The organism is Aneurinibacillus thermoaerophilus, assembly GCF_019603355.1.
Classification (GTDB): Bacteria; Bacillota; Bacilli; order Aneurinibacillales; family Aneurinibacillaceae; genus Aneurinibacillus; species Aneurinibacillus thermoaerophilus.
Genome location: NZ_CP080764.1, coordinates 3,217,865 through 3,240,716, shown reverse-complemented (window position 1 = coordinate 3,240,716; position 22,852 = coordinate 3,217,865). Strand labels below are relative to the sequence as shown.

General features: G+C 45.3%; 24 protein-coding genes and 1 pseudogene. 23 read left to right on the top strand and 2 right to left on the bottom strand.

Going from position 1 to position 22,852, the window contains the following annotated elements:
- The first annotated feature begins 117 nt into the window (after positions 1 to 117).
- From K3F53_RS16700 to hisIE, 8 genes are read left to right on the top strand one after another with little or no spacing between them, the layout of a single operon-like run.
- Entirely contained in the window at positions 118 to 1,293 is a 1,176-nt protein-coding gene (locus K3F53_RS16700) for an ATP phosphoribosyltransferase regulatory subunit (protein ID WP_091261166.1), read from the top strand.
- Complete coding sequence (hisG, locus tag K3F53_RS16695; protein WP_091261164.1) at positions 1,281 to 1,928, top strand: ATP phosphoribosyltransferase; 648 nt, start codon at positions 1,281 to 1,283, stop codon at positions 1,926 to 1,928. Before K3F53_RS16700 ends, hisG begins: the two co-directional genes overlap by 13 nt.
- A 6-nt stretch (positions 1,929 to 1,934) precedes the next feature.
- Positions 1,935 to 3,209 carry a histidinol dehydrogenase gene (hisD, locus tag K3F53_RS16690; RefSeq protein WP_057900216.1) on the top strand — a complete coding sequence of 425 codons (1,275 nt, stop codon included), beginning with the start codon at positions 1,935 to 1,937 and terminating at the stop codon, positions 3,207 to 3,209.
- Positions 3,210 to 3,223: 14 nt separating this feature from the next.
- Positions 3,224 to 3,808, top strand: a complete 585-nt coding sequence (gene hisB / locus K3F53_RS16685) for an imidazoleglycerol-phosphate dehydratase HisB (protein WP_057897545.1) — start codon at positions 3,224 to 3,226, stop codon at positions 3,806 to 3,808.
- Positions 3,808 to 4,431: an imidazole glycerol phosphate synthase subunit HisH gene (gene hisH / locus K3F53_RS16680; protein ID WP_057897546.1), complete on the top strand. Its 624-nt coding sequence runs from the start codon at positions 3,808 to 3,810 to the stop codon at positions 4,429 to 4,431. Before hisB ends, hisH begins: the two co-directional genes overlap by 1 nt.
- Positions 4,432 to 4,457: 26 nt before the next feature.
- Complete coding sequence (hisA, locus tag K3F53_RS16675) at positions 4,458 to 5,195, top strand: 1-(5-phosphoribosyl)-5-[(5-phosphoribosylamino)methylideneamino]imidazole-4-carboxamide isomerase (protein WP_057897547.1); 738 nt, start codon at positions 4,458 to 4,460, stop codon at positions 5,193 to 5,195.
- Positions 5,196 to 5,993: an imidazole glycerol phosphate synthase subunit HisF gene (gene hisF, locus K3F53_RS16670; RefSeq protein ID WP_057897548.1), complete on the top strand. Its 798-nt coding sequence runs from the start codon at positions 5,196 to 5,198 to the stop codon at positions 5,991 to 5,993. It abuts the gene before it with no gap.
- A complete protein-coding gene (gene hisIE, locus K3F53_RS16665) occupies positions 5,974 to 6,630 on the top strand; it encodes a bifunctional phosphoribosyl-AMP cyclohydrolase/phosphoribosyl-ATP diphosphatase HisIE (RefSeq protein WP_057897549.1) in 657 nt (218 codons plus the stop codon). Before hisF ends, hisIE begins: the two co-directional genes overlap by 20 nt.
- Positions 6,631 to 6,781: 151 nt before the next feature.
- Here the strand turns inward: hisIE and K3F53_RS16660 are convergent.
- Positions 6,782 to 7,441 (bottom strand): annotated as a pseudogene (locus K3F53_RS16660) (helix-turn-helix transcriptional regulator).
- 238 nt (positions 7,442 to 7,679) lie between these two features.
- Between K3F53_RS16660 and K3F53_RS16655 the strand changes: the two are divergent.
- The 8 genes from K3F53_RS16655 to K3F53_RS16620 all read left to right on the top strand — a co-directional run bounded on the left by K3F53_RS16655 (position 7,680) and on the right by K3F53_RS16620 (position 15,772).
- Positions 7,680 to 9,380 (top strand): tetratricopeptide repeat protein, encoded by a 1,701-nt coding sequence (locus K3F53_RS16655; protein ID WP_057897550.1) that lies wholly within the window; start codon positions 7,680 to 7,682, stop codon positions 9,378 to 9,380.
- 223 nt (positions 9,381 to 9,603) lie between these two features.
- Complete coding sequence (trxB, locus tag K3F53_RS16650) at positions 9,604 to 10,563, top strand: thioredoxin-disulfide reductase (RefSeq protein WP_057897551.1); 960 nt, start codon at positions 9,604 to 9,606, stop codon at positions 10,561 to 10,563.
- A gap of 380 nt (positions 10,564 to 10,943) precedes the next feature.
- Positions 10,944 to 11,342, top strand: coding sequence for an IS200/IS605 family transposase (gene tnpA, locus K3F53_RS16645; protein ID WP_220561071.1), 399 nt, complete (start codon positions 10,944 to 10,946; stop codon positions 11,340 to 11,342).
- Between the two features lie 11 nt (positions 11,343 to 11,353).
- Positions 11,354 to 12,460: an RNA-guided endonuclease TnpB family protein gene (locus K3F53_RS16640; protein WP_220559135.1), complete on the top strand. Its 1,107-nt coding sequence runs from the start codon at positions 11,354 to 11,356 to the stop codon at positions 12,458 to 12,460.
- 171 nt (positions 12,461 to 12,631) lie between these two features.
- Positions 12,632 to 13,516 (top strand): RNase adapter RapZ, encoded by an 885-nt coding sequence (gene rapZ, locus K3F53_RS16635; protein WP_220559134.1) that lies wholly within the window; start codon positions 12,632 to 12,634, stop codon positions 13,514 to 13,516.
- 9 nt (positions 13,517 to 13,525) lie between these two features.
- Positions 13,526 to 14,491 carry a gluconeogenesis factor YvcK family protein gene (locus tag K3F53_RS16630; RefSeq protein ID WP_057897555.1) on the top strand — a complete coding sequence of 322 codons (966 nt, stop codon included), beginning with the start codon at positions 13,526 to 13,528 and terminating at the stop codon, positions 14,489 to 14,491.
- Between the two features lie 12 nt (positions 14,492 to 14,503).
- Positions 14,504 to 15,445 (top strand): DNA-binding protein WhiA, encoded by a 942-nt coding sequence (whiA, locus tag K3F53_RS16625; RefSeq protein WP_057897556.1) that lies wholly within the window; start codon positions 14,504 to 14,506, stop codon positions 15,443 to 15,445.
- A 66-nt stretch (positions 15,446 to 15,511) separates the two neighbouring features.
- Positions 15,512 to 15,772 (top strand): HPr family phosphocarrier protein, encoded by a 261-nt coding sequence (locus K3F53_RS16620; RefSeq protein ID WP_057897557.1) that lies wholly within the window; start codon positions 15,512 to 15,514, stop codon positions 15,770 to 15,772.
- 73 nt (positions 15,773 to 15,845) lie between these two features.
- Here K3F53_RS16620 and clpP read toward each other — a convergent pair whose 3' ends face one another.
- Positions 15,846 to 16,451 carry an ATP-dependent Clp endopeptidase proteolytic subunit ClpP gene (clpP, locus tag K3F53_RS16615; protein ID WP_057897558.1) on the bottom strand — a complete coding sequence of 202 codons (606 nt, stop codon included), beginning with the start codon at positions 16,449 to 16,451 and terminating at the stop codon, positions 15,846 to 15,848.
- Positions 16,452 to 16,892: 441 nt separating this feature from the next.
- On the opposite strand from clpP, the gene K3F53_RS16610 reads away from it, so the two are divergent.
- The 7 genes from K3F53_RS16610 (at position 16,893) to K3F53_RS16580 (ending at position 22,759) form a co-directional block, all read left to right on the top strand.
- Positions 16,893 to 17,135 (top strand): hypothetical protein, encoded by a 243-nt coding sequence (locus K3F53_RS16610; RefSeq protein WP_057897559.1) that lies wholly within the window; start codon positions 16,893 to 16,895, stop codon positions 17,133 to 17,135.
- A 34-nt stretch (positions 17,136 to 17,169) separates the two neighbouring features.
- Positions 17,170 to 18,012 (top strand): alpha/beta hydrolase family protein, encoded by an 843-nt coding sequence (locus K3F53_RS16605; protein ID WP_162264988.1) that lies wholly within the window; start codon positions 17,170 to 17,172, stop codon positions 18,010 to 18,012.
- Positions 18,013 to 18,154: 142 nt separating this feature from the next.
- Positions 18,155 to 18,487 carry a DUF2325 domain-containing protein gene (locus tag K3F53_RS16600; RefSeq protein WP_057897561.1) on the top strand — a complete coding sequence of 111 codons (333 nt, stop codon included), beginning with the start codon at positions 18,155 to 18,157 and terminating at the stop codon, positions 18,485 to 18,487.
- A gap of 305 nt (positions 18,488 to 18,792) precedes the next feature.
- Positions 18,793 to 20,196, top strand: coding sequence for an RNA polymerase factor sigma-54 (gene rpoN / locus K3F53_RS16595; protein WP_057897562.1), 1,404 nt, complete (start codon positions 18,793 to 18,795; stop codon positions 20,194 to 20,196).
- Positions 20,165 to 20,533, top strand: coding sequence for a glutaredoxin family protein (locus tag K3F53_RS16590; protein WP_217639401.1), 369 nt, complete (start codon positions 20,165 to 20,167; stop codon positions 20,531 to 20,533). The genes rpoN and K3F53_RS16590 overlap by 32 nt, the downstream gene beginning before the upstream one ends.
- Before the next feature lie 137 nt (positions 20,534 to 20,670).
- Positions 20,671 to 21,708 carry a sugar-binding transcriptional regulator gene (locus K3F53_RS16585; protein ID WP_057897563.1) on the top strand — a complete coding sequence of 346 codons (1,038 nt, stop codon included), beginning with the start codon at positions 20,671 to 20,673 and terminating at the stop codon, positions 21,706 to 21,708.
- Positions 21,709 to 21,754: 46 nt separating this feature from the next.
- Positions 21,755 to 22,759, top strand: a complete 1,005-nt coding sequence (locus tag K3F53_RS16580; RefSeq protein WP_220559133.1) for an ArsJ-associated glyceraldehyde-3-phosphate dehydrogenase — start codon at positions 21,755 to 21,757, stop codon at positions 22,757 to 22,759.
- The last annotated feature ends 93 nt before the right edge of the window (positions 22,760 to 22,852 follow it).

Genomic DNA, 22,852 nt, shown 5'->3' with positions numbered 1-22,852 from the left:
GATCCGGTTCGCTTTTTTGTATTGACGGATAAATCAATGAATGGTAGACTACTCTCAACGAGAAATCCTTTAGTTCGCTACCAAACTAAAGGATAGAGAAAAGGAGTAGAAGCCAGGATGTCAAAGCCGTTAGGATTTGAAAAACCGCTGGGAATGCGGGATATCCTTCCCGATCTCCTCGAAAAACAGCGCTGGCTGGAAAAGCGAGTAAAAGCCTGTATGAAACAATGGGGATACCAGGAAATTAGCACCCCAACGCTTGAATATTACGACACGGTCGGAGAAGCAAGTGCAACGCTCGATAACAGATTGTTTAAATTGCTGGACAGCGAAGGCAAAACCGTCGTTCTGCGTCCGGACATGACGGCGCCTATTGCTAGGGTCGCATCTTCGCTTTTGAAAGAAGAACCGCTTCCGTTGCGGTTGATGTATTCCGCGAACGTGTTTCGTGCGCAGAGAAACGAAGCGGGGCGTAATGCGGAGTTTACACAACTCGGAATTGAATATATCGGCTCAGCATCCGTTGATGCGGATGCCGAAGCGATTGCGCTCGCTGTATCTGTTCTAAAAGCGGCAGGGGTGAAAGTGTTTAAAATTGCGGTGGGTCATATCGGTTTTCTTGAAGGTCTGCTTGAGGAGATTGTCCAAAGACTGGAAGACCGCGAAAGGCTGAAAGAATTTTTGTATCACCGCGATTATGTAGGCTTCCGTCATTATGTACAGGGGTTGCATCTTTCGCGGGAAAACGCAGCGCGGCTTTATGAACTGCTGAAACTGCGCGGCGGCAAGGAACTGATCGACAGGGCGGAATCTATCACAGTGAACGGGCAGGCACGCAAGGCTGTTACTAATTTAAGACAATTGTGGGAAGCGCTTGAGGCGTATCAGGTTGAAAAATATGTCCTGCTCGATTTGAATTTGCTGCGCAACTTGGACTATTATACAGGTATTCTTTTTGAAGGCTATGCCGCCAATCAGGGGTTTGCGATTTGCACGGGTGGCCGCTATGACGGACTGATGGCGCGCTTTGGTCGTCCGTGTCCTGCAACCGGATTTGCGGTGCAGATGGATAGCCTGCTGGAGGCGGTGGACTATCAGCCGGAACAGCCGAGCAAATTCCTGATTTTATATAGTGCGGAACAGCGTATGGAAGCGCTGGAGAGGGCGCGGAAGTTGCGCGAGGAAAACAGTGCAGTAGTCATTGCGCAGCGGAAAGAAGAGCTTGCGGCCCTTGATTTTTCGCAATATGCAGAAGTTATTGATCTGACGGAGGAGGAAGCATCGTGGCGGTAAAAACAGAAGAAAAATTGGTTATAGCCATGCCGAAAGGCCGGATTTTCGAAGAAGCGGCAGAATTGTTGCGCAAAGCCGGCGTTTCTCTTCCTCCGGAGTTTGATGATTCGCGCAAGCTTATTGTTCCGGTACCGGAAGCGAATTTAGAATTTATTCTCGCCAAGCCGACGGATGTGCCGACATACGTTGAGTATGGTGTGGCTGATATCGGAGTTGTTGGAAAAGATGTGCTTCTGGAGGAAGGGCGCGATGTGTATGAGCTGCTTGATTTAAAAATCAGCCGTTGCCGCCTTGCGGTCGCCGGGTTACCGGACTGGAAGCCGTCCGGCGGTACACCCCGAGTTGCCACCAAGTACCCGCGAGTGGCGTCTAAATATTTTCGTGAACAGGGGCAGCAGGTGGAAGTGATTAAGCTGAATGGCTCTATCGAATTGGCACCGCTTATCGGATTAGCGGAGAGGATTGTTGATATTGTATCGACCGGGCGTACGCTGAAAGAAAACGGGCTTGTTGAACTTGAAGAAATCATGCCGATTACAACCCGCTTAATCGCAAACCGGGTGAGCTATCGGATGAAGAGCGAAGCGGTCGACTATATATATGAGAAATTTGCTTCAATAGTGGAGGAGAGTTAATTCATGATCAAGATCGTCGATGCGGCTGATTTTTCCACCCAACGCGATGTGGAGACGGGGACAGAGGCGCAGCGGGCCACGGTGCTGAAAATTCTCAAGGCGGTAAAAACGGAAGGAGATGCGGCGGTAATCCGCTTTACCGAGCAATTTGACCGCATCAAATTGGACACAATGAAAGTAACAGAAGAAGAATTTGTCCAGGCGGTTCGGCAAATCCGCCCGGAAGTACGTGAGGCTGTACGCGAAGCGGCCACCAATATTCGCGATTATCATAGCCGCCAAATGCGTCAGTCTTGGTTAACTACAAAAGAATCCGGCACGATGCTTGGACAGTTGATTCGGCCTCTTGCCCGTGTCGGTCTGTATGTGCCGGGTGGTACGGCCGCGTATCCATCATCCGTACTGATGAACGCGATTCCGGCACAGGTGGCTGGTGTAGAGGAAATCGCGATGGTAACTCCACCCGGTAAAGATGGCAAGATAAATCCAGGCGTGCTGGTTACGGCGTATGAACTGGGCGTTAAGGAAGTATACAAAGTGGGTGGCGCTCAGGCGATTGCCGCTTTAACATACGGAACGGAAACGATCAAACCGGTAGATAAAATCGTCGGTCCGGGCAATATTTATGTTGCGCTGGCCAAGCGCGAGGTATTTGGTCTCGTGGATATCGACATGGTGGCGGGGCCGAGCGAGATTGTCGTGCTGGCGGATGAAACAGCGAATCCGGCATATGTGGCGGCCGACTTATTGTCCCAGGCTGAACACGATACAATGGCTTCCGCCGTCCTTGTGACCGCTTGTCCGCAGCTAGCGGAAGCGGTACGACAGGAAGTGGAGCGGCAATTGGCCGAACTTCCGCGCAGAGAGATTGCGGAAGCGTCCATTCGGGATTACGGTGCGATTTGCGTGGTGGAAAGCCTGGAACAAGGACTGGAGGTTGTCAACCGACTCGCTCCGGAGCATCTGGAACTGATGGTGAAAGATCCTATGGCATACATCGGAAAAGTCAGGAATGCCGGTGCGATTTTTCTGGGAGCGTATAGCTCTGAACCGGTCGGCGATTACTTTGCAGGACCGAACCACGTATTGCCGACAAATGGAACGGCGCGTTTTTCTTCGCCGTTGAACGTGGATGATTTTCTCAAAAAATCAAGCATAATTGCTTATAGCCGGGAGGATTTGCTGGCGAACGGTCGTAAGATTGTAGCGCTGGCTCGCCAGGAGGGACTGGAAGCGCACGCGCGGGCGATCCAGATGCGATTGGATAATGAAGGAGAATAGGGGGAGTAACAGCTATGCGTCGGGCAGCAATTGAACGAAAAACAAACGAAACGGATATTAAACTTTCTTTTAATATAGATGGAGAAGGGGAGACGGAACTTAAAACCGGTGTCCCGTTTCTTGAACATATGCTTGATTTGTTTACGAAGCACGGTCATTTCGATTTAATGGTGGACGCTAAAGGGGATATTGAAATCGACTACCATCACACGGTGGAAGATATTGCGATTTGCCTTGGTCAGGCGTTTCGCGAAGCACTGGGCGATAAAAAAGGCATCAAACGCTATAGCAGCGTGTTTGTGCCAATGGATGAGGCGCTTGGCCAGGTGATTGTCGACATTAGTAACCGTCCGCATTTGGAATACCGCGCTCAGTTTCCGTCTACCAATGTTGGCAATTTCCAGGTGGAGCTTTTTCATGAATTTTTCTGGAAGCTGGCGCTTGAAGCGCGCATTACGCTGCATATTATTGTGCATTACGGACACAATACGCACCATATGATTGAAGCGGTGTTTAAGGCGCTCGGTCGCGCGTTGGATGAAGCAACAGCGATTGATCCGCGGGTAAAAGGTGTTCCGTCGACGAAGGGGATGTTATAGTGATTGCAATCATTGATTATGGCATGGGCAATTTGCATAGCGTTAGCAAAGCGATAGAACGTCTTGGCTACAGGTATGAATTTGTGTCGGACGTAGAAGCTCTTTCGCATGCGGAAGGCGCCATTCTTCCAGGAGTGGGGGCCTTTGGTGACGCGATGAAAAATTTGCGGGAGCGCGGTCTCGTGGAGCCGATTCGTGATCTGGCGGCGAATGGCAAGCCGTTGCTTGGCATTTGCCTCGGTATGCAACTGCTATTTGACATGAGCACCGAGCACGGCGAGCATGAAGGACTTGGCATTCTGCCGGGACGCGTGGAACGTTTTCAGGGCGATTATAAAATTCCGCATATGGGCTGGAACAAGCTTACATTTTTGCAGGCTAACCCGATTTTTGCAGGCGTACCCGAAGGATATGTCTATTTCGTGCATTCATATTTTCTGCAGCCGACGAAGGAGAACCGTTCTGTTCTGCTCGCGACAGCGGATTATTATCAGGAAGTACCTGCAGTAGTCGGAAAAGGAAACGTGTATGGCATGCAGTTTCATCCGGAAAAAAGCGGAGCGGTTGGCATGAAACTGCTTGAGAATTTCACGAAGATGTGCAAAACAGCGCGTGTAAAGTAAGCAGGCAACAGAGAGGGAGTGGGGAGATGGATTTCATTATTTATCCGGCGATTGATATTCGGGGTGGCAAGTGCGTGCGCTTGCTGCAAGGCGATTACAATAAAGAAACGGTGTATGGCGATTCGCCGGTTGAGATAGCAAAGCAGTGGGCGGCCCAGGGAGCAGAATGGATTCATCTAGTTGATCTAGATGGCGCAAAAGCAGGTAAACCGATAAATGACGAAATCGTATTAGAAATTGCCCGCAAGCTTGATGTTCCGGTGCAAGTCGGCGGGGGATTGAGGCGCATGGAAGACGTCGAGCAGTATATTGCAGGCGGTGTGAGCCGGGTGATTCTTGGTACGGCAGCGATTCAGGATGAGCCGTTTACTGAGCAAGTACTAACCAGGTACGGTGACAAAGTGGCGATTGGCATTGATGCCAGAGACGGTTATGTGGCGACACACGGTTGGTTGAAGACATCAGAAGTGATGGCAGAAGAATTGGCCAAAGCGCTTATAGCTAAAGGGGCAGCAACCTTTATTTATACAGATATTTCCCGCGATGGTACGCTTGAGGGGCCGAATACAGAAGCAATTGTACGACTGGCGCGTGCAACCGGGAAGAATGTGATCGCGTCCGGAGGCGTGAGCCGAGAGGAAGATCTGCTTGAATTGGCTCGTTATGCAAAGGATGGTGTGGGGGGCGCCATCGTCGGTAAAGCATTATATACGGAGCGAGTACAATTGCCGCAGGCACTGAAACGGATCGGGGAGGTAGTCTAAATGCTCGCGAAACGAATTATTCCTTGCTTGGATGTAAAAGAAGGGCGCGTCGTCAAAGGCGTCAGCTTTGTGAATCTGCGTGATGCGGGTGATCCGGTGGAACTGGCAAGGCGTTACAGTGAAGAAGGAGCGGACGAACTTGTTTTTCTTGACATTTCAGCTTCACATGAAGGGCGAGAGACGATGGTGGGGGTTGTTGAGAATACGGCTGCAAATGTAACCATCCCGTTTACAGTAGGGGGCGGCATTAATACGGTGGACGATATGCGTCGTTTGCTTCGTGCCGGAGCCGACAAAGTTTCTGTTAATACGGCGGCGGTTAAGCGTCCGGAACTGGTGCGCGAAGGTGCAGAGATATTCGGGAGTCAATGCATTGTAGTGGCAATTGACGCTAAAGCGCGTGAGGATGGCGATGGCTGGGAAGTGTATACGCACGGTGGGCGCCAAGCAACCGGTATTGACGCGGTAGAATGGGCGAAACAGGTCGAAGAATTGGGTGCAGGGGAAATTTTGTTAACTAGTATGGATTGTGACGGACAAAAGGATGGTTTCGCACTGGAGCTTACGCGCGCAGTATCTGAAGCGGTTCGTATCCCTGTCATTGCTTCGGGTGGCGCCGGAGCAAAGCAGCATTTTTACGACGCATTCGTGAAAGGAAAAGCGGATGCGGCGCTCGCTGCTTCCATTTTTCACTACAAAGAAACCTCCATTAAAGAAGTAAAACAGTATCTGTGCGAGAGAGACATCGAGATACGTTTGGTAGAGGAGACGGTAGTACATGAACATAAATCATGTTAAGTTTGACGATCGTGGTTTAATCCCGGCGATTGTGCAGGACGCGCAGAGCAAAGAAGTGCTTACGCTCGCCTATATGAACAAAGAGTCGCTACAGAAGACACTGGAAACAAGGGAGACATGGTTCTTCAGCCGTTCGCGCCAGGAGTTGTGGCACAAGGGGGCTACGTCAGGGAATGTGCAGAAAGTGGTGGACGTGTTGTATGATTGCGACAGTGACGCGCTGGTTGTCAAAGTGATTCCTGCGGGTCCCGCCTGTCATAAAAACGTGTATTCCTGTTTTAGCGATTCTCTGCTTGGCGAAGAAGCAGGTGTAGCCGAAAATTCGCCTGCTGATGAGAAGGAAGTCAAGAATCGTTTTGCTATCATTAACCGTCTGGAAACGTTAATTGCGACTCGTGAAGCGGAAATGCCGGAAGGTTCTTACACAACATACCTGTTCACGGAAGGTGTGGACAAGATTTTGAAGAAGGTTGGCGAAGAAGCGAGCGAAGTGATTATCGCGGCGAAAAACCGCAGTCATGATGAACTGCGATATGAAGCGGCCGATTTACTGTTTCATTTGCTTGTGCTGCTTCGTGAGCAGAAACTGCCGTTTGATGCGGTACTTCAAGAATTGGAGAAACGTCACGCGAGGTAATGCAATAAGAAGTAATCAAGGGATAATAAATTTTAGAAAAGAGGCTGTCCCCATGACTTTGAGACAGCCTCTTTTATTTATAAGGAGTTTGTTGACCCCCACGATAAAGAAAAACAATTTTATTTTTTTCATCCTTTTTTTGGCTTCTTTGCTACAAGATACGCTTAAATTCCTCTTCAAACGATAAATTGACTGGTTCATCTAAAAGATGACTGCAAAATTCTAAATTTGTAGTTGGTACATTTTCATCTACTTCCTCAAACGTAACGTGCTCGATTCAAACATGCCCTTTACCGTTAAGTAAAACACCGAAAGAAATCGTCGCACTATTTTCAGGTACATCTAATACAATTGAGTAACGGTTCCAATTCGTTGTTTTCGTAATCGGGCGGTTTGACATATTATCAAATTGGAGAATATCATCGGAGGCGTTGTCAACTCTCCTCCATAATCCACAAAACCCTTCAACAGTTTCTGTTTTAATAAAGGCCGATAATTTGAGGCGCTTCCCTTTGTATTTATTTGCTTTAAATGATGGCATCATAGTAGCGAATTGATCTTGTGATTCGAAGCGATGCAGGTGAGCGATATCCAGAATACGTTCTTTTGTATAAAGCAACATACTGGCAGCGTTCGTAATTCTTCTTCGTATATAATCCGCGACCGTCATCCCTACTTCTTTTTGAAAAATTCGATGGAAATGGTACATCGAAAATCCGACCTCGCCAGAAACGCATTCTAGAGACAACTCCTCTTGTAAATGATCTTCTATAAATTTGATCGCTTTTTGAATTTCTGTATCGTAAACCATTTTCTCATCCCCTTGCTGCTAAATTTAGCATAGCAAATGCCGCAAAAAAAATTTGACTTTTTTTGCGGCATTTTTGAACGGAAGCACTGCTCCCCCTATCTTTTAAGGGGAGTGGTGTTTTTTGTTTTCTAAGGAGGTACAAAAAACCATTCGTTTGCTCCGGGCGTTTGTTCTATAGAGAAGGCTATCTTAAGTGTGGTATACTTAAACAATAAGGAAGATAAATTTGGAGGGACATATGGCCAAGCAGCAATATGCGCCGAAAAAGAAGGGCAAAATTGTTCCGATTCATATGGATGCAGATTTCTATTACGAGTGGGCAATGCGCTATCTTGATAAGCTTAATTTTCAAAAAGCTCTTCGCTATTTGCGAAAGGCGGTTGAAATTGAGCCGAACAATCCAGATTATTATTGCAGTATGGCTGGCATATTGGCTGAACTCGGCAAATATGAAGAGTCCAATCGGATTCTTTGGCATGTGCTCGACGAAGTCGACCCCTCACTTGATGAATGTTATTTTTATCTTGCCAGCAACTATGCCAATATGATGGAATTCGAACTGGCTGAACAATATATCTTGAAATATTTACAAAGTTTTCCTGAACCGATTTATGCGGAAGAAGCGGAAGACTTACGGGAATATATCGAATTTCATTTACAGGATAGACCTCGTCAATCAGAAAGTGATACCAGCCTTGAAGTTGTGTTTCAACATGATCGCGCGCGCCGTTTGCTGGAAGAGGGACGGTTTAACGAAGCGGCTCGCTTATTGCTTTCGATCATTAAAGGGCATCCTGACTTTATTGCGGCACGCAATAATTTAGCGCTTTGTTATTACTATATGGGACGGTTTGAAAAAGCAATGGAAACCGTTCAGCAGGTGTTGGAAGAGGATCCATGCAATATTCATGGCCTGTGCAATCTAGCCGTTTTTTATTCTCATTTGCGCAATCAGGAAAAGCTGGAACAATTATTAGCTGTTCTAAAAAAGATCATACCTTATCATTTTGATCTCGCATACAAACTAGCGACCACTCTTGGGATTCTGGGCGAAGACGAAGCGGCTTACTTTCTGTTCCGCAAGATGGTTCCCCGCACAGGACAGGGCGACTTATATATACTGCATTATACTGCAGTAGCCGCTTACAATACGGGAAGGATAGGCGAGGCCGAATCTTTATGGAAAAAAGTCGAGCGCATTGATCCGTCCGAAAAGGTGGCACCTTATTATTTAAGGCAGATACAACAGCGTAAGATCGGCGGTCAAGCGATTTCGGAAGCTTCGTACCATTATCAGCTTCCATTTCATGATACGTTTCCGTTTGGAAGTATAGAGACGTCGTCTGATGAAATTAACCAGGAGTGGAAGCGGAATCCGTTGCTTCGCTCTTCGCTTCTCTGGGCGCTTCGCTTTGGCGATCGCGATACGAAATTTCAAGTTATTCAAGCGTTCGCTTATATTGCGGACAGTGAAGTAGAAGAAGCGCTGCGGGGATTCTTAATGAATCCGGTGGAAGACGACTATTTGAAAAAATTAGTCATTTTCGTTCTTCGTAAAATGGGAGCGGAACAACCATACAAGGCCATTATTAATCAGCAGACAAGAATTATTGATTTTCGGTTGCGATCAATAGTACCTGTTTGGACGGAAAAGTGGCAGGAAGTTGCCGAGTGCTTGCGTGTTCATATGCAGGACAGGTATGACGTGCTGGAACAGCAGGAAGCCCAAATGCTGTGGATAGATTATATCGGAAAAACATATCCGAACGTGCCGACGATTCGTAAAAAAGAAGCATGGGCCGCGTCGTTAGAATACGTCATTGCTCGGCGGTACAATTACGCGATCACGCAAGAAGAAGTCGCGGCTCGCTACGGTGTCTCTGCTGCTTCCTTGGCGCGTAATTATAAGTTAATCACCGCTGTATGTACATTGCCTTAAATAGAGAGAGACAAAATTCTGTAAAGACCCCGGTACATACCGGGGTGTATTTGTATATATTATGAGGATGATAAGAAGATCAAAACATCGAAAGTGACGCATTATAGACAATTTATTTATTTAGAGTTATTATAAATAAAGATTTTAAATCGAATTTTTTCGATGAAGGCGAGTATCTCCTCTACTGTTGAGGTAAGATATAGGTAACTAGGAGGTAGGAAGCATGAGCCAAGAAAAAATTTATGACGTTATTATTGCTGGAGCGGGTCCTGCAGGCATGACAGCTGCCGTGTATACTTCTCGTGCCAACATGAGTACATTGATGATTGAGCGAGGAATTCCAGGCGGGCAGATGGCAAATACCGAAGAAATTGAAAACTATCCTGGCTTTGAATCGATCCTTGGTCCGGATCTTTCCACTAAAATGTTTGAACATGCAAAAAAATTTGGAGCTGAATATCAATACGGCGACATTAAGGAGATTGTAGACGGCTATCCGTATAAAGTAGTGAAAGTGGGAGACAAAGAATTTAAAGCGAAGTCTGTTATTGTAGCAACCGGAGCAGAACACCGTGAACTGGGCGTTCCGGGCGAGAAAGAATTCTCCGGCCGCGGCGTTTCATATTGCGCGGTATGTGACGGCGCATTCTTCCGCGGAAAAGAGCTTGTCGTTGTCGGCGGCGGTGATTCCGCAGTAGAAGAAGGGGTCTTCCTCACGCGTTTTGCGACAAAGGTGACGATCATTCACCGCCGCGACCAGCTTCGCGCGCAAAAAATTCTGCAGAAACGCGCGTTTGAAAACGAAAAAATCCAGTTTATCTGGGATACGGAAGTAAAAGAAATCCGCGGTGATGGAACTGTCAAATCCGTGTTGCTGCATAATAAGAAAACGGGTGAAGAAACTGAATTCAAAACGGACGGTGTCTTCATCTACGTAGGTATGGATCCGCTTTCTAGCGCGGTGAAAAACCTGGGTATTACCAACGAAGCGGGATATATCGAAACCGATGAGCGCATGGCAACACGGGTACCAGGTATTTTCGCTGCCGGCGATGTACGCGAAAAAACGCTACGCCAGGTCGTAACTGCGACAGGCGACGGCGCTGATGCGGCCCTGTCTGCCCAACATTATGTGGAAGAATTGAACGAAAAGCTGCACGAAGAGTCTAAAGTAAGCCATTGACAAACGGTCATAAATTTTTAATAGCGTTGTAACGTTGTTGAAACATAATAGGTATATATTGAAGATAATTAATTGACCCCTTTTATAATTAAGAACCCTTGGCGCAGACGGACGAGTCTGCGTTCTTTTTTTGTGGGGAGGAAAAACTGGTAACGCGTTTACCTGTGAATTTTTCTTAGCACAACATGCAGCGTTTCTATTTTGTCTTACCGGATAGGATATGTTTTAGTTTTCCTCCGAGAGAAGTCTCCCACTTCTAAACGTGAAGGTGCTTTCGTCACCAGTGAAAGTGGGAGATGAATTTCGGTTAGGCGTAGCCTAAAGTTGGTTCTTTATTTTGTTGTGATATAATCAGTCTTAGATAAATAAAAGGCTGTTGTATCAATGAAATTAATAATAATCATTCGATGTTCTCATTATATTATCATCTTGTTCTGGTCGTGAAATATCGTAGAAAAGTGATTGACGATACCATATCTGACTATGCGAAAGATATGGTTGTTCGATTGGGTGAAAATTATAATATTTCCTTAGTTGAATGGAATCATGATATTGACCATGTGCATATTTTGTTCAAAGCACATCCAAATACTGAAATGTCAAAGTTCATCAACGCTTATAAAAGCGCAAGTTCTCGACTTATCAAAAAGCATTTTCCACAAGTAAAAAGAAAACTTTGGAAAGAGTATTTTTGGTCAAGAAGCTTTTGCTTGCTTACAACGGATGGTGCGCCCATTGAAGTGATAAAGCAGTATATAGAAAATCAAGGGATGAAGTGAGGTGATTCGATATGGCAAACAAAGCATATAAATTTCGTCTGTACCCAACGCAAGAACAAGAACAACTTCTTGCAAAAACCTTCGGTTGTGTCCGCTTCGTCTACAATAAAATGTTGGCTGAATGGAAGGAAACATATGAACAATTCAAGGATGACAAAGAAGCCTTGAAAAAGCAAAAATTCCCCACTCCTGCTAAGTACAAAGAGGAGTTTGCATGGCTCAAAGAAGTCGATAGCCTTGCGTTAGCAAATGCTCAACTCAATTTGCAAAAGGCATACCAAAACTTTTTCTTTGGTCGTGCTGAATTTCCTAAGTTCAAAAGCCGTAAGGCGAGACAGTCCTATACAACGAATGTAGTCAACGGAAACATCATGCTGTTGGATGGCTATATCAAATTACCGAAACTCAAACTTGTCAAAATCAAACAACATCGAGATATTCCATCCCATCACGTTATCAAGTCATGCACCATTTCTCGAACAAAAACAGGAAAATACTATGTTTCTATTCTTACAGAATATGAACATCAACCTGTGCAAAAAGAAATAAAAGCTGTTGTTGGTTTAGATTTTTCTATGAATGGCTTATTTGTCGATAGCGAAGAAGGTAAGACAGCCAATTACCCTCGTTTCTATTGCCAAGCCTTGGAAAAATTAGCCAAGGAACAGCATGTCTTGTCACGCAGGAAGAAAGGGTCTAATCGTTGGAACAGACAACGATTGAAGGTAGCGAAGCTACACGAAAAGATTGCAAACCAACGTAAGGACTTTCTTCATAAGGAATCACATAAATTAGCGAAACGGTATGACTGCGTGGTTATCGAAGACCTCAACATGAAAGGAATGTCACAAGCCCTGAATTTCGGCAAAAGCGTTGCGGACAATGCATGGGGGATGTTTACGACATTTCTCCAATATAAGTTAGAGGATCAAGGAAAGGAGCTTATCAAAATAGATAAGTGGTTTCCATCATCCAAAACATGCTCTTGTTGCGGTCAAGTAAAGGAATCTCTATCTCTGTCTGAGCGCACCTTTCGCTGTGAATGTGGTTTTGTGGCAAACAGGGATTGGAATGCTGCTACCAATATCAAAAATGAAGGATTGCGACTGTTAGCATAACTATAAATAGAGCATGGAACAGGCTTGATAGCTAAGTAAATTTCGTACCGTTAGGTACGATTACCTTAGAAGCCCCACCTCTAAATGAAGCGTAGGTGGCGGGTAGTTCACTTAAAGAAAAAGGCGACTATACAGTAAAGGATAACTTGTGGGTAGGATGTGAATAGCAGAATGGAAAAACAAGTGAACGGGCATGAGATCAACTTGCTGATTATTACTGGCATGTCTGGTGCGGGAAAAACGGTAGCCATTCAAAGGCTGGAGGATTTAGGTTTTTTTTGTGTTGATAATTTGCCGCCGGTGCTCCTTCCGAAATTCGCCGAGCTGATTGATCAATCCGGTGGCCGTATCCAGAAGGTGGCTCTTGTTATCGATCTGCGCGGACGGGAATTTTTCGATGCGCTTGCTGAATCGTTAGAACGTATTCAGGAAATGGAGAATATAACATATCAAATCATCTTTTTGGATGCAAGTGACCAGACGCTTGTGCAGCGCTATAAAGAAACGCGTCGTAACCACCCGCTTGCGCCGAATGGTTTGCCGCTGGACGGCATCCAAGCAGAACGTCGCCTGTTAGAAGAGATTAAAGGGCTTGCAAATTTGGTTATTGATACAACATATTTAAAACCTGTATTATTGAAGGAAAAAATAAGCCAAATTTTTAGCCAGATAAGCCGGAATTTGACGATCATTATCCAGTCTTTTGGTTTTAAATTTGGGATTCCAATCGATGCCGATCTCGTATTCGATGTTCGTTTTTTGCCTAACCCGCACTATGTGGAAACGTTGCGGCCGAAAACAGGAAAATATGCGGAAGTATCGGATTACGTGTTTAAGTGGGATGTTTCGCAAGATTTTTTGACGAAATTGACCGATTTTCTTGACTTTACGCTTCCGCACTACCAGCAAGAAGGAAAAAGCCAGCTTGTCATCGGCATAGGATGTACCGGGGGCAAGCACCGTTCTGTGGCTATTGCCGAGTACTTGGGCCAGCGTTACCAGGATCAATATAATGTCCGTGTAAATCATCGGGATATAGAGAGAGGTCGCTCATAGAGGTGTAGAATGAAAAAACATAAAGAAAAACCCCGTGTAGTAGTGATTGGGGGAGGAACAGGACTGCCCGTTCTGCTCCGCGGCTTAAAAAATCAACCGGTTGATATTACCGCTATTGTGACGGTGGCGGATGATGGAGGAAGCTCGGGCCGGCTGCGCTCTGAACTCAGAATGCCTCCGCCAGGAGATGTACGGAATGTGTTAATCGCGCTGGCGGATACGGAGCCATTGCTGGAAAGTTTACTGCAGCATCGATTCGTGAATGGAAACGGACTCGCCGGACATTCAATCGGTAATCTGCTCATCGCGGCGCTTACCGAAATTAGCGGAGGCGATTTTGTAAGCGCAATTGAACAACTAAGCAAAGTGCTTGCAGTGCGTGGCCGGGTACTTCCGACTGCTAACCATTCCATTGTGCTTCACGCCGAAATGCAGGACGGAACGGTTGTATCTGGTGAATCTATTATTCCCAAAGCAGGGAAGCGAATTAAACGCGTATTTATTGATGAAGGCGCAAAACCGCTTCCGGAGGCGATTCAGGCGCTAAAGGAGGCGGATGCGATTATTATTGGACCTGGTAGCTTGTATACGAGCGTATTGCCAAATTTACTGGTGCCGGGAATTGTGGAAGCTATCCGTGAAAGCCGAGCCATAAAGGCTTACATTTGCAATGTAATGACTCAGCCAGGAGAAACGGATGGCTATACAGCGGAGGATCATATTCAGGCGATTCATGATCATGTCGGCAATTCTTTATTCCAGTATATTATTGTGAATAATGGAAAAATTAGTGATGAAGTACTGGCCATGTACGCGGAGAAGGGTGCCGCACCGGTCATTTACTCGGAAGAAAAGCTGACTGCCAAAGGATACCGCGTTATCGCCGACAATCTGCTTGTATACGACAAATTTTTGCGCCATAATGCTGCTAAGCTCAGCAAAATTATTATGAACGTAATCGGTGTGAAGAAATGAGGTGGTGGCGGCATGTCTTTTGCTGCACAAGCGAAGAAAGAATTAACACAATTGGAAGGTTATGATTGTTGCAACAGAGCGGAGCTGACCGCTTTAATCCGAATGAATGGTTCGTTGCAGTTTGGCGGAAAGCGCTTTGTGCTTGATGTATCTACAGAAAATGCGGCGATTGCGCGCCGCATTTATTCGCTTGTCAAAAAGATGTTTCATATTCATGCGGAGTTGTTAGTTCGAAAAAAGATGAGACTGAAAAAAAACAATGTTTATATCGTCCGGATTCCGCAGCGAGCGCGGGAGATTCTCGAAGAACTCGGCATTATGGTCGACGGCACGTTTCACTACGGTATTTCACCCGACATTATAAAACATGAGTGTTGTAAACGTGCATATTTACGCGGCGCTTTTTTAGCCGGAGGTTCGGTGAATCATCCGGAAGCGTCGAGCTACCATCTTGAGATTTTTTCAGCTCATCAAGAGCATTGCGAAGATTTGGTTAAGCTGGCGAATTATTTCGGATTGAACGCGCGGAGTATTGAGCGGAAAAAAGGGTATATTATGTATATTAAAGAGGGCGAAAAAATCGCCGACTTCTTACGTATTATTGAAGCGCAACAAGCACTGTTTTTCTTTGAAGACGTGCGCATTGTCAAGGAAATGAAAAACTCCGCGAACCGATTAAACAATTGCGATATGGCGAATTTAAACAAAACGGTGGCGGCAGCTATGCAGCAAATTGAAAATATTATGCTTATTGATAAGTATATTGGTATTGAAAATTTGCCGGACAGGCTGCGCGAAGTGGCAGAACTCCGCCTTAAATATCGGGATATGAACCTGGCCGAATTGGGCGAAATGGTTCCGAGTGGCAAAGTAAGCAAATCCGGTATTAACCATCGTTTACGAAAAATTAATGAAATCGCAGCTAAATTAAGAGAAAATGAAGCAAAACTATAAGAATAACCTCAGTGATCATGGTATAATAAAACAAATTCAGTTTGATAGAGGGTGAGGAATCATACTATGCACGCTCAGCAAAGCGTTGTAGTTAAATTAAAGACAGGACTTCAAGCACGACCCGCTGCTTTTTTCGTTCAGGAAGCAAACCGTTACGCTGCAGACATATTTATCGAACGGGATAATAAAAAGGTAAATGCGAAGAGCATTATGGGCGTAATGAGTCTTGCGGTTGGAAGTGGCGCAGAAATCACCATTAGTGCCGAAGGTTCTGATGCGGAAGAAGCAGTGAAAAGCCTTGTGCAGATGGTACAACGTGAAGAATAGTATAAAGTTTGACTGAAAAAAGCCAGAAGCATCTTGTCAGGAGATGCTTCTGGCTTTTTTCCTTACCTTATATTTAGGATAGGTTAGGCTCTTTCTTTCCGATGCTGTCGATAACATCGTCGATGAGACCATATTCCTTTGCCTCTTCGGCAGACATGAAGAAGTCGCGATCTGTATCCTTTTCTACACGCTCCAGCGGTTGGCCAGAACGCTCGGAGATAATTTGGTTCAAACGATCGCGCATCTTCAGGATGCGGGTAGCGGCGATCTGAATGTCAGAAGCCTGACCTTGCGCGCCGCCTAGTGGTTGATGAATCATCACTTCACTATTCGGGAGGGCGAAGCGTTTGCCCGGAGCACCAGCTGTGAGAAGGAAGGCGCCCATAGAAGCTGCCATTCCCACGCAGATGGTAGATACATCTGGTTTAATGTATTGCATGGTGTCATAAATCGCCATGCCGGCGGTAATGGAACCACCTGGGCTATTAATATACAGGCTAATATCTTTATCAGGGTCTTCAGCGGCCAAGAAGAGAAGCTGGGCCACGACGCTATTCGCTACCTGATCGTTGATTGGAGTGCCAAGGAAAATAATCCGGTCTTTCAAAAGACGAGAATAAATATCATATGCTCTTTCACCACGATTCGTCTGCTCGATAACTGTAGGAATTAAGTTCACTGGTACTTCCTCCTCTCTTCATTCTATAAATATATAGTACAATAAAGGTCAAAAAAGGTCAAATAAAAACCTTGGTACTATACTCTTCTCTTCAGTTATATGCTTTTTTTCTGGAATTTAATCAACATAAACGGATGATTTATAAATATTTCAGTTTAGAAGGAAATGCCGCTGGCAACCGAGTTTACGGGAAGAGGGGAAAGTTTGAGGGGATTCTGAAGGGTAGAACACGATTGAATGTAAGAGGGGATTTGTGTAATCTTTAGGGAACTTTTGTCGAAAAGGAGACATATTATAATAAAATGTGTGATAATAAATAAAATTTTGCATATGTATCTGTTTGTGTTTATTTATGAGAGAGCAGGATAGATGGAAGGTGATGTTTATACAACAAATTCATATCATAGTTTCAAGTTATACATCTTGAAAGGAGTTATATTTATGATGCAATATGATAAATATATTGGAAAAATGATACAATTAACATATAGCGATTTGGACGGAGAGTTGGTGTGTGTGGTCGGTCATATTCTTTATACTCTGAAAAATCGTGCTTTCGTCTTCGAAACGGCGGAAGAAGGGAGACAGCTTATCGTGTATAATCGGCATGTGCTCGATATTAAGGAAGTAAGCACGCCACCTGCTTTTACCGCTCCGGAAATCGCTCCAGATAACTTCGCTTAACTATTCAGAAAGCGAAATGTGGGAGGAGAGCGCGTTGAAACAATCGTTTACGCTGATACGGGAAGAAAATTTAACGATTCGCGGCGATGTTTTTATCAGCGATGAAACAAAAGAATTTGACAAAAAGCCGGTTGTTATTATTTGTCATGGCTTTAAAGGATTTAAAGACTGGGGGATGTTCCCGCGTATGGGCGAGTATTTCGCCGCTCAGGGATTTGTCGCCATTACGTTTAACTTTTCTGGAAACGGTATAGGCAAGGATCTGGTGAATTTTACCGAGCTTGAAAAATTTGGGCGTAATACGTATCAACAGGAACTGAACGATCTTGATTTTCTCGTTCAGCAGGTGAAGCGGGGTACGCTTCCGCTAGCCGAGCATATGAACCCGCGCCGTATAGGCATCATGGGCCACAGCAAAGGTGGCGGTGATACGATTTTATATGCGTCTGCTCATCCGGAGAATGTGCAGGTTATTGTGACATGGAACGGGATCGCTCATGTTGATATTTTTGGCCCTGAAGTGCGAAAACAAGTGGAAGAAAAAGGAGTAGGTTATGTCATTAACGGAAGAACAGGCCAGCAGATGCCAATTGAAAAAGTGGTACTGGACGATATTGAAGTGAACGCTCGCCAGTATGACTTACTCAATTGCGTGGCTCATCTTGACATACCGCTGCTTATCGTGCAGGGGCGAGAAGATTTCGACCATCTTGTCAAAGGAGCATACAGTCTGAAAAAGCATGCAAAAAACGCAACGCTTCATTGGATAGAAGGTGCTGGGCATACGTTCAATATGGTGCATCCACATAAAGAGGATACTCCGCAGTTTCTTGAAGCACTTGATGTTACAACGAAATTCTTTAAAGAGCATTTATAACAGCGGAAGATAATAAGACGAGACGGCAAAGGGGAGCCGTCTCGTTTTTTCCTTAAATAAACTTAATTGATATTGATAATCTTTATCAAATATATTATGATAAAAAAAACAGAAGTGTTCATAACAGGAGGAGGGACAGAAGATGGCGTACGTTGTAATTGGAGCGGATCGACTTGGAAATATTAATGCTTTACTAGAAGAGAAACTGGATGGGGAATTGATTCATGTTTCAGGAAGAAAGAAAAAGGACCAAGCCTATTCATTGCCGCAAATGGTCAAGGGAGTGATTGTATTTACCGATTACATAAACCATAACTTGGCTAAACGGGTAAAAGCGGACGCCAAGAAACGGAACGTCCCGATCGTGTTTGCGAAACGCTCTGTCAGCCATCTGGAGTGTAGCCTGGAGCAAATGATGGCATGCCAAAAAGAGGGTTGTGATCGTTCTTGTGCTTATAAGCGTTCGCTTCATTGAACGGCACAGAGCAACCACGATATGGTTGCAAAGAAGAGTGGCAAATAATAAAGAACGAAAAACATCCGAGAACGTGATGAAATATCTAAAAGAGCGGGAGCGCAAAGCTTTGCGCTCTTTTTCTTTGTATACTTATGTTATGAAGCAGTCAACATAATTGCCATATAAGTAAGGAAGATAAAGAGGAAATATGCCCCGCGCCCCATTTTTGTAATTGGCAGGATTTTTGCTAGCGAAATTTGTTGAGAATTGTTATATAATAATGAATAAGAGAAAAAGTTTCACAGAAAAGAAGGTGATGCCAGATGCAAATGGGGTTCGGTTTGTATCAGCAACAGACGTTGAAGTTAGTCATGACGCCTGAGTTGCGTCAGGCAATAACCATTCTTCAGTACTCGGCTGTCGATTTGCTTGAATTCCTGCGGCAACAGGTTACAGAGAACCCGATTCTTGACATGTCGGAACGGCACCGGGAACTAACGACGACGGACATAGCTATAGAGAAAAAGAAAAATAATCATGATGATATTGATTGGAAAGATTATGCTCGTGCCAATGCAACAGGAGACGAGACGTATTACCAAAAAAGTATGGGAACAGCACAGGACTATGATCCGTTTAATTTTATTTCGGCAGGCGGAACTACGCTGGAGGAGAACTTGCTTGAGCAAGTGGCAATGCTTAAAGATGTGACGCCAGTCGAAAAACGGATTTTGAATTTTTTAATTGGTAACCTTAATGAAAGCGGTTACTTAACGATTTCAGAGGCGGAGGCAGCGGACATTCTTAATACGAATGTCGAAAAGATTGAAGAAATGATCTCGCTTTTGCAAACGTTGGAACCTGTTGGTATAGGTGCGCGCTCACTTGCGGAATGTTTATTGCTTCAGTTAAAGGCAAAGCCGGAAGAGAATACGCTGGCAATGGCTATCGTAGAACACCATCTTGAAGATTTGGCAGAAAAGCGCTATCAGAAAATTGCTTCTTCCCTGAAGGTTACACCGCAAGAGGTACAGCAGGCGGCAGACTATTTGCGCACGTTGAATCCGCGCCCAGGTGCGGAATTCGCTCAGGGGACACCCCGTTATATCGTGCCGGACGTAACGGTAGAGAAAGTCGAAGATGAGTATGTGGTCATGGTTAATGAAAGCAGCACCCCGAATTTGACGATTAACCGCTTTTATCAGCGGATGCTGCAAAAAGATGAAGTAGACACAGTGCAGCGCTATATCCAGGATAAGCTAAATTCCGCACTTTGGTTGATTCGTAGCATCGAGCAACGGCGCATGACATTGTACAAAGTCACACAGGCCATTGTTGAAGAGCAGCGAGACTTTTTCGAAAAAGGGCCGTCCGGACTGAAACCGATGACGTTGCGCGACATCGCGGAGAAGGTCGGACTGCATGAGTCGACCATCAGCCGCGCAACCAGCAACAAATATGTGCAAACGCCGCGCGGGCTGTTCGAGCTAAAGTATTTCTTTACCACTGGCCTGAACAGGGTGGATGGAGGAGCAGCTTCTTCTGTTCTCAGTATTAAAGAAAAAATCAAGGCTTTGATTGACGCAGAAGACAAGAAAAAGCCGCTCTCTGACCAGAAGATTACTGATATTCTCGTGAAGGAAGGAATTGAAATCTCACGTCGTACCGTGGCAAAATACCGCGAAGAGATGAATATTGATTCTTCATCGAAAAGAAAGCGTTTTTAACAAATCTTGCGCCAGAATTTCTTCGCTTCTGGCGATGGGAGCGTTTGCTGGCAAAGGAGTAAGGGATATGGGGATGGAAACACCTTTTCGCATTACGATTTACACGAGAGAAGGCTGCGAAAGATGTGATAAGGCAAAAGAGAAGGTTGAGCGAGTGGCGAGAGATTATCCCATCGAACTTGAGATGGTGGACATTGCAGATAATCCGGCTCTCGAAGAAACATATGGCCAGTTGATCCCTGTGGTACATATCAACGGGGAAAAGGTCTTTGTTTCCAAAGTAACGGAGTTATGGTTACGTCGGGAACTGGCACTTCGTTCCACAAAGCATGCTTGAAAGAGAAGGAAAGTTTTGATAAAATGAAGTTGAATAAAAAATGCCTGTGCATTGACAGGCATTCTTTTATAACATTTGTGGGACGAAAAATATCTATTAGGGACATTTTTTGTCCCTATAATCTAAAGGTGGAAAGCGTGATAGAGACGAATTGGCCTTCTCTGCTTCAACGGATGGCCCCCGAGGCAATGGTCATCGTTGAGAACCGATACAAAATTTTACGTCAAATTCGGCTTTTGCAGCCGGTCGGAAGGCGTGCGCTTGCCGAAGTCATGCAGAGCACGGAAAGGATAATCCGGCGTGAAGTGGAATTTCTTCGCGAGCAACGTTTAATTGATTTGAACCGTGCCGGCATGTTTGTAACTCCGGATGGCGAAAGCATGATTGAAGGGTTTCAGTCATTCTGGAAAGAAGTAGGCGGAATCAACCAACTGGAAATGGCGGCGGCGCATCGTTTAGCGGTACGCCAAGTTGTTATCGTGCCTGGCGATGCGGATGAAAGCGATTGGGTTAAAGATGATCTGGCCCGACAGGCTGCGCAAGAACTGATTCGCCTTCTTGATGACGATAAGATTGTAGCGGTCGCGGGAGGAAGTACGATGGCGCGGGTGGCCCGCCATGTGCAACCTACCCACACTGAAAATGTTATTCTTGTTCCTGCGCGCGGCGCACTGGGCGAAGAGGTGGAGTTGGAGTCGAATACTGTAACCGCACAAATGGCGCGCAATCTGGGAGCTTCCTATCGTTTGCTTTATTTGCCAGATATTATACAGCAGGAGACGCTCCAGAATGTACAGCGCGATCCCGTGATTTCAGACGTACTTGATTTAATTCACAGGGCAAGCATTCTTGTGCATGGGATTGGAGCAGCAGAAGAAATGGCGCGCCGGCGCGGTTTGGATGAAGAAATTGTTCGTATACTAAAAGAACGAAAGGCTGTATCCGAAGTGTTCGGATATTATTTTAATGGCCCAGGTGAGATGGTGTACCGCATGAACACTGTAGGCATGCGGATGGAGAATGTGAACAAACTGGATACGGTGCTTGCGATCGCTGGCGGTAAAAGTAAGGCAAAAGCGATTCTGTCGTATATAAGAAAGCGCAGCAATTATTTGCTTGTTACCGATGAGGCGGCAGCGAGAGAGATGTTTATTCTTTTGGGAAAAGAGGAATAAGCGTTTTCTTTAGAAGGCGCTTGAAATATGACAAGGAGGATAAAGTATGGTGAAAATAGGGATTAATGGTTTTGGACGCATTGGACGTAACGTATTGCGGGTAGCCTTGCAAAACCCTGAAGTGGAAGTTGTAGGGATTAATGACTTAACAGATGCTGCAACGTTAGCTCATCTTTTTAAGTACGATTCCGTGCATGGAACGTATCATCAGAATGTACGGGCAGAAGATAATGCTATTGTTATCGGTGATCATAGCATAAAAGTATCCGCTGAACGTGATCCGGCAAAGTTGCCGTGGAAAGAGTGGGGCGTGGATATTGTTGTAGAATCGACCGGCCGCTTTACAAAGCGTGAAGATGCAGCAAAGCACCTAGAAGCCGGCGCGAAAAAAGTCATAATTTCCGCCCCTGCGAAAAACGAGGATATTACCATTGTGCTGGGTGTAAATGAAGGAACATACGATCCGGAAAAACATCATGTAATCTCTAATGCGTCTTGCACTACGAACTGTTTGGCTCCGCTCGCGAAAGTATTGCACAGAAAGTTCGGCATTCGACGCGGTCTAATGACTACAGTACATTCTTACACAAACGATCAGCAAATTCTTGATTTGCCGCATAAAGATATGCGCCGTGCCCGCGCTGCCGGCATGTCCATCATTCCGACAACGACTGGCGCCGCGCGTGCCGTTGCGCTTGTGTTGCCTGAACTGAAAGGCAAATTAAATGGTTTTGCGATGCGTGTGCCCACTCCGAACGTATCTGTGGTAGACCTTGTGGCTGAGCTTGATAAAAATGTAACAGTGGAAGAAGTGAATCAAGCGCTGAAAGCCGCTTCCGAAAACGAACTGGAAGGTATCCTTGGTTATTCTGAAGAGCCGCTCGTGTCGCGTGATTACAACGGTGATCCACGCTCTTCCATCATCGACGCGTTGTCCACGATGGTAATCGAGGACAATATGGTCAAAGTAGTATCTTGGTATGACAATGAATGGGGCTATTCAAACCGTGTGGTTGATTTAGTGAATTATGTTGCCAAAAAAGGATTTTAAAAGATAAAAAGTATGTTTGATTTTGTGAATTGTGTTGCAAAAAAAGGTGCCTAGCGGCTAAAATATAATCGGTTATGAAAAGGGGGAGGGAAT

Bases quoted from the DNA above. Each gene is read 5' to 3' on its own strand.
- K3F53_RS16600 (WP_057897561.1), top strand. From the start codon at position 18,155: ATGGCGTACGTTGTAATTGGAGCGGATCGACTTGGAAATATTAATGCT.
- K3F53_RS16620 (WP_057897557.1), top strand. From the start codon at position 15,512: ATGCACGCTCAGCAAAGCGTTGTAGTTAAATTAAAGACAGGACTTCAA.
- rpoN (WP_057897562.1), top strand. From the start codon at position 18,793: ATGCAAATGGGGTTCGGTTTGTATCAGCAACAGACGTTGAAGTTAGTC.
- K3F53_RS16700 (WP_091261166.1), top strand. From the start codon at position 118: ATGTCAAAGCCGTTAGGATTTGAAAAACCGCTGGGAATGCGGGATATC.
- K3F53_RS16580 (WP_220559133.1), top strand. From the start codon at position 21,755: ATGGTGAAAATAGGGATTAATGGTTTTGGACGCATTGGACGTAACGTA.
- rapZ (WP_220559134.1), top strand. From the start codon at position 12,632: ATGGAAAAACAAGTGAACGGGCATGAGATCAACTTGCTGATTATTACT.
- hisB (WP_057897545.1), top strand. From the start codon at position 3,224: ATGCGTCGGGCAGCAATTGAACGAAAAACAAACGAAACGGATATTAAA.
- K3F53_RS16640 (WP_220559135.1), top strand. From the start codon at position 11,354: ATGGCAAACAAAGCATATAAATTTCGTCTGTACCCAACGCAAGAACAA.
- K3F53_RS16655 (WP_057897550.1), top strand. From the start codon at position 7,680: ATGGCCAAGCAGCAATATGCGCCGAAAAAGAAGGGCAAAATTGTTCCG.
- trxB (WP_057897551.1), top strand. From the start codon at position 9,604: ATGAGCCAAGAAAAAATTTATGACGTTATTATTGCTGGAGCGGGTCCT.
- hisIE (WP_057897549.1), top strand. From the start codon at position 5,974: ATGAACATAAATCATGTTAAGTTTGACGATCGTGGTTTAATCCCGGCG.
- K3F53_RS16610 (WP_057897559.1), top strand. From the start codon at position 16,893: ATGATGCAATATGATAAATATATTGGAAAAATGATACAATTAACATAT.
- hisA (WP_057897547.1), top strand. From the start codon at position 4,458: ATGGATTTCATTATTTATCCGGCGATTGATATTCGGGGTGGCAAGTGC.
- hisF (WP_057897548.1), top strand. From the start codon at position 5,196: ATGCTCGCGAAACGAATTATTCCTTGCTTGGATGTAAAAGAAGGGCGC.
- whiA (WP_057897556.1), top strand. From the start codon at position 14,504: ATGTCTTTTGCTGCACAAGCGAAGAAAGAATTAACACAATTGGAAGGT.
- K3F53_RS16630 (WP_057897555.1), top strand. From the start codon at position 13,526: ATGAAAAAACATAAAGAAAAACCCCGTGTAGTAGTGATTGGGGGAGGA.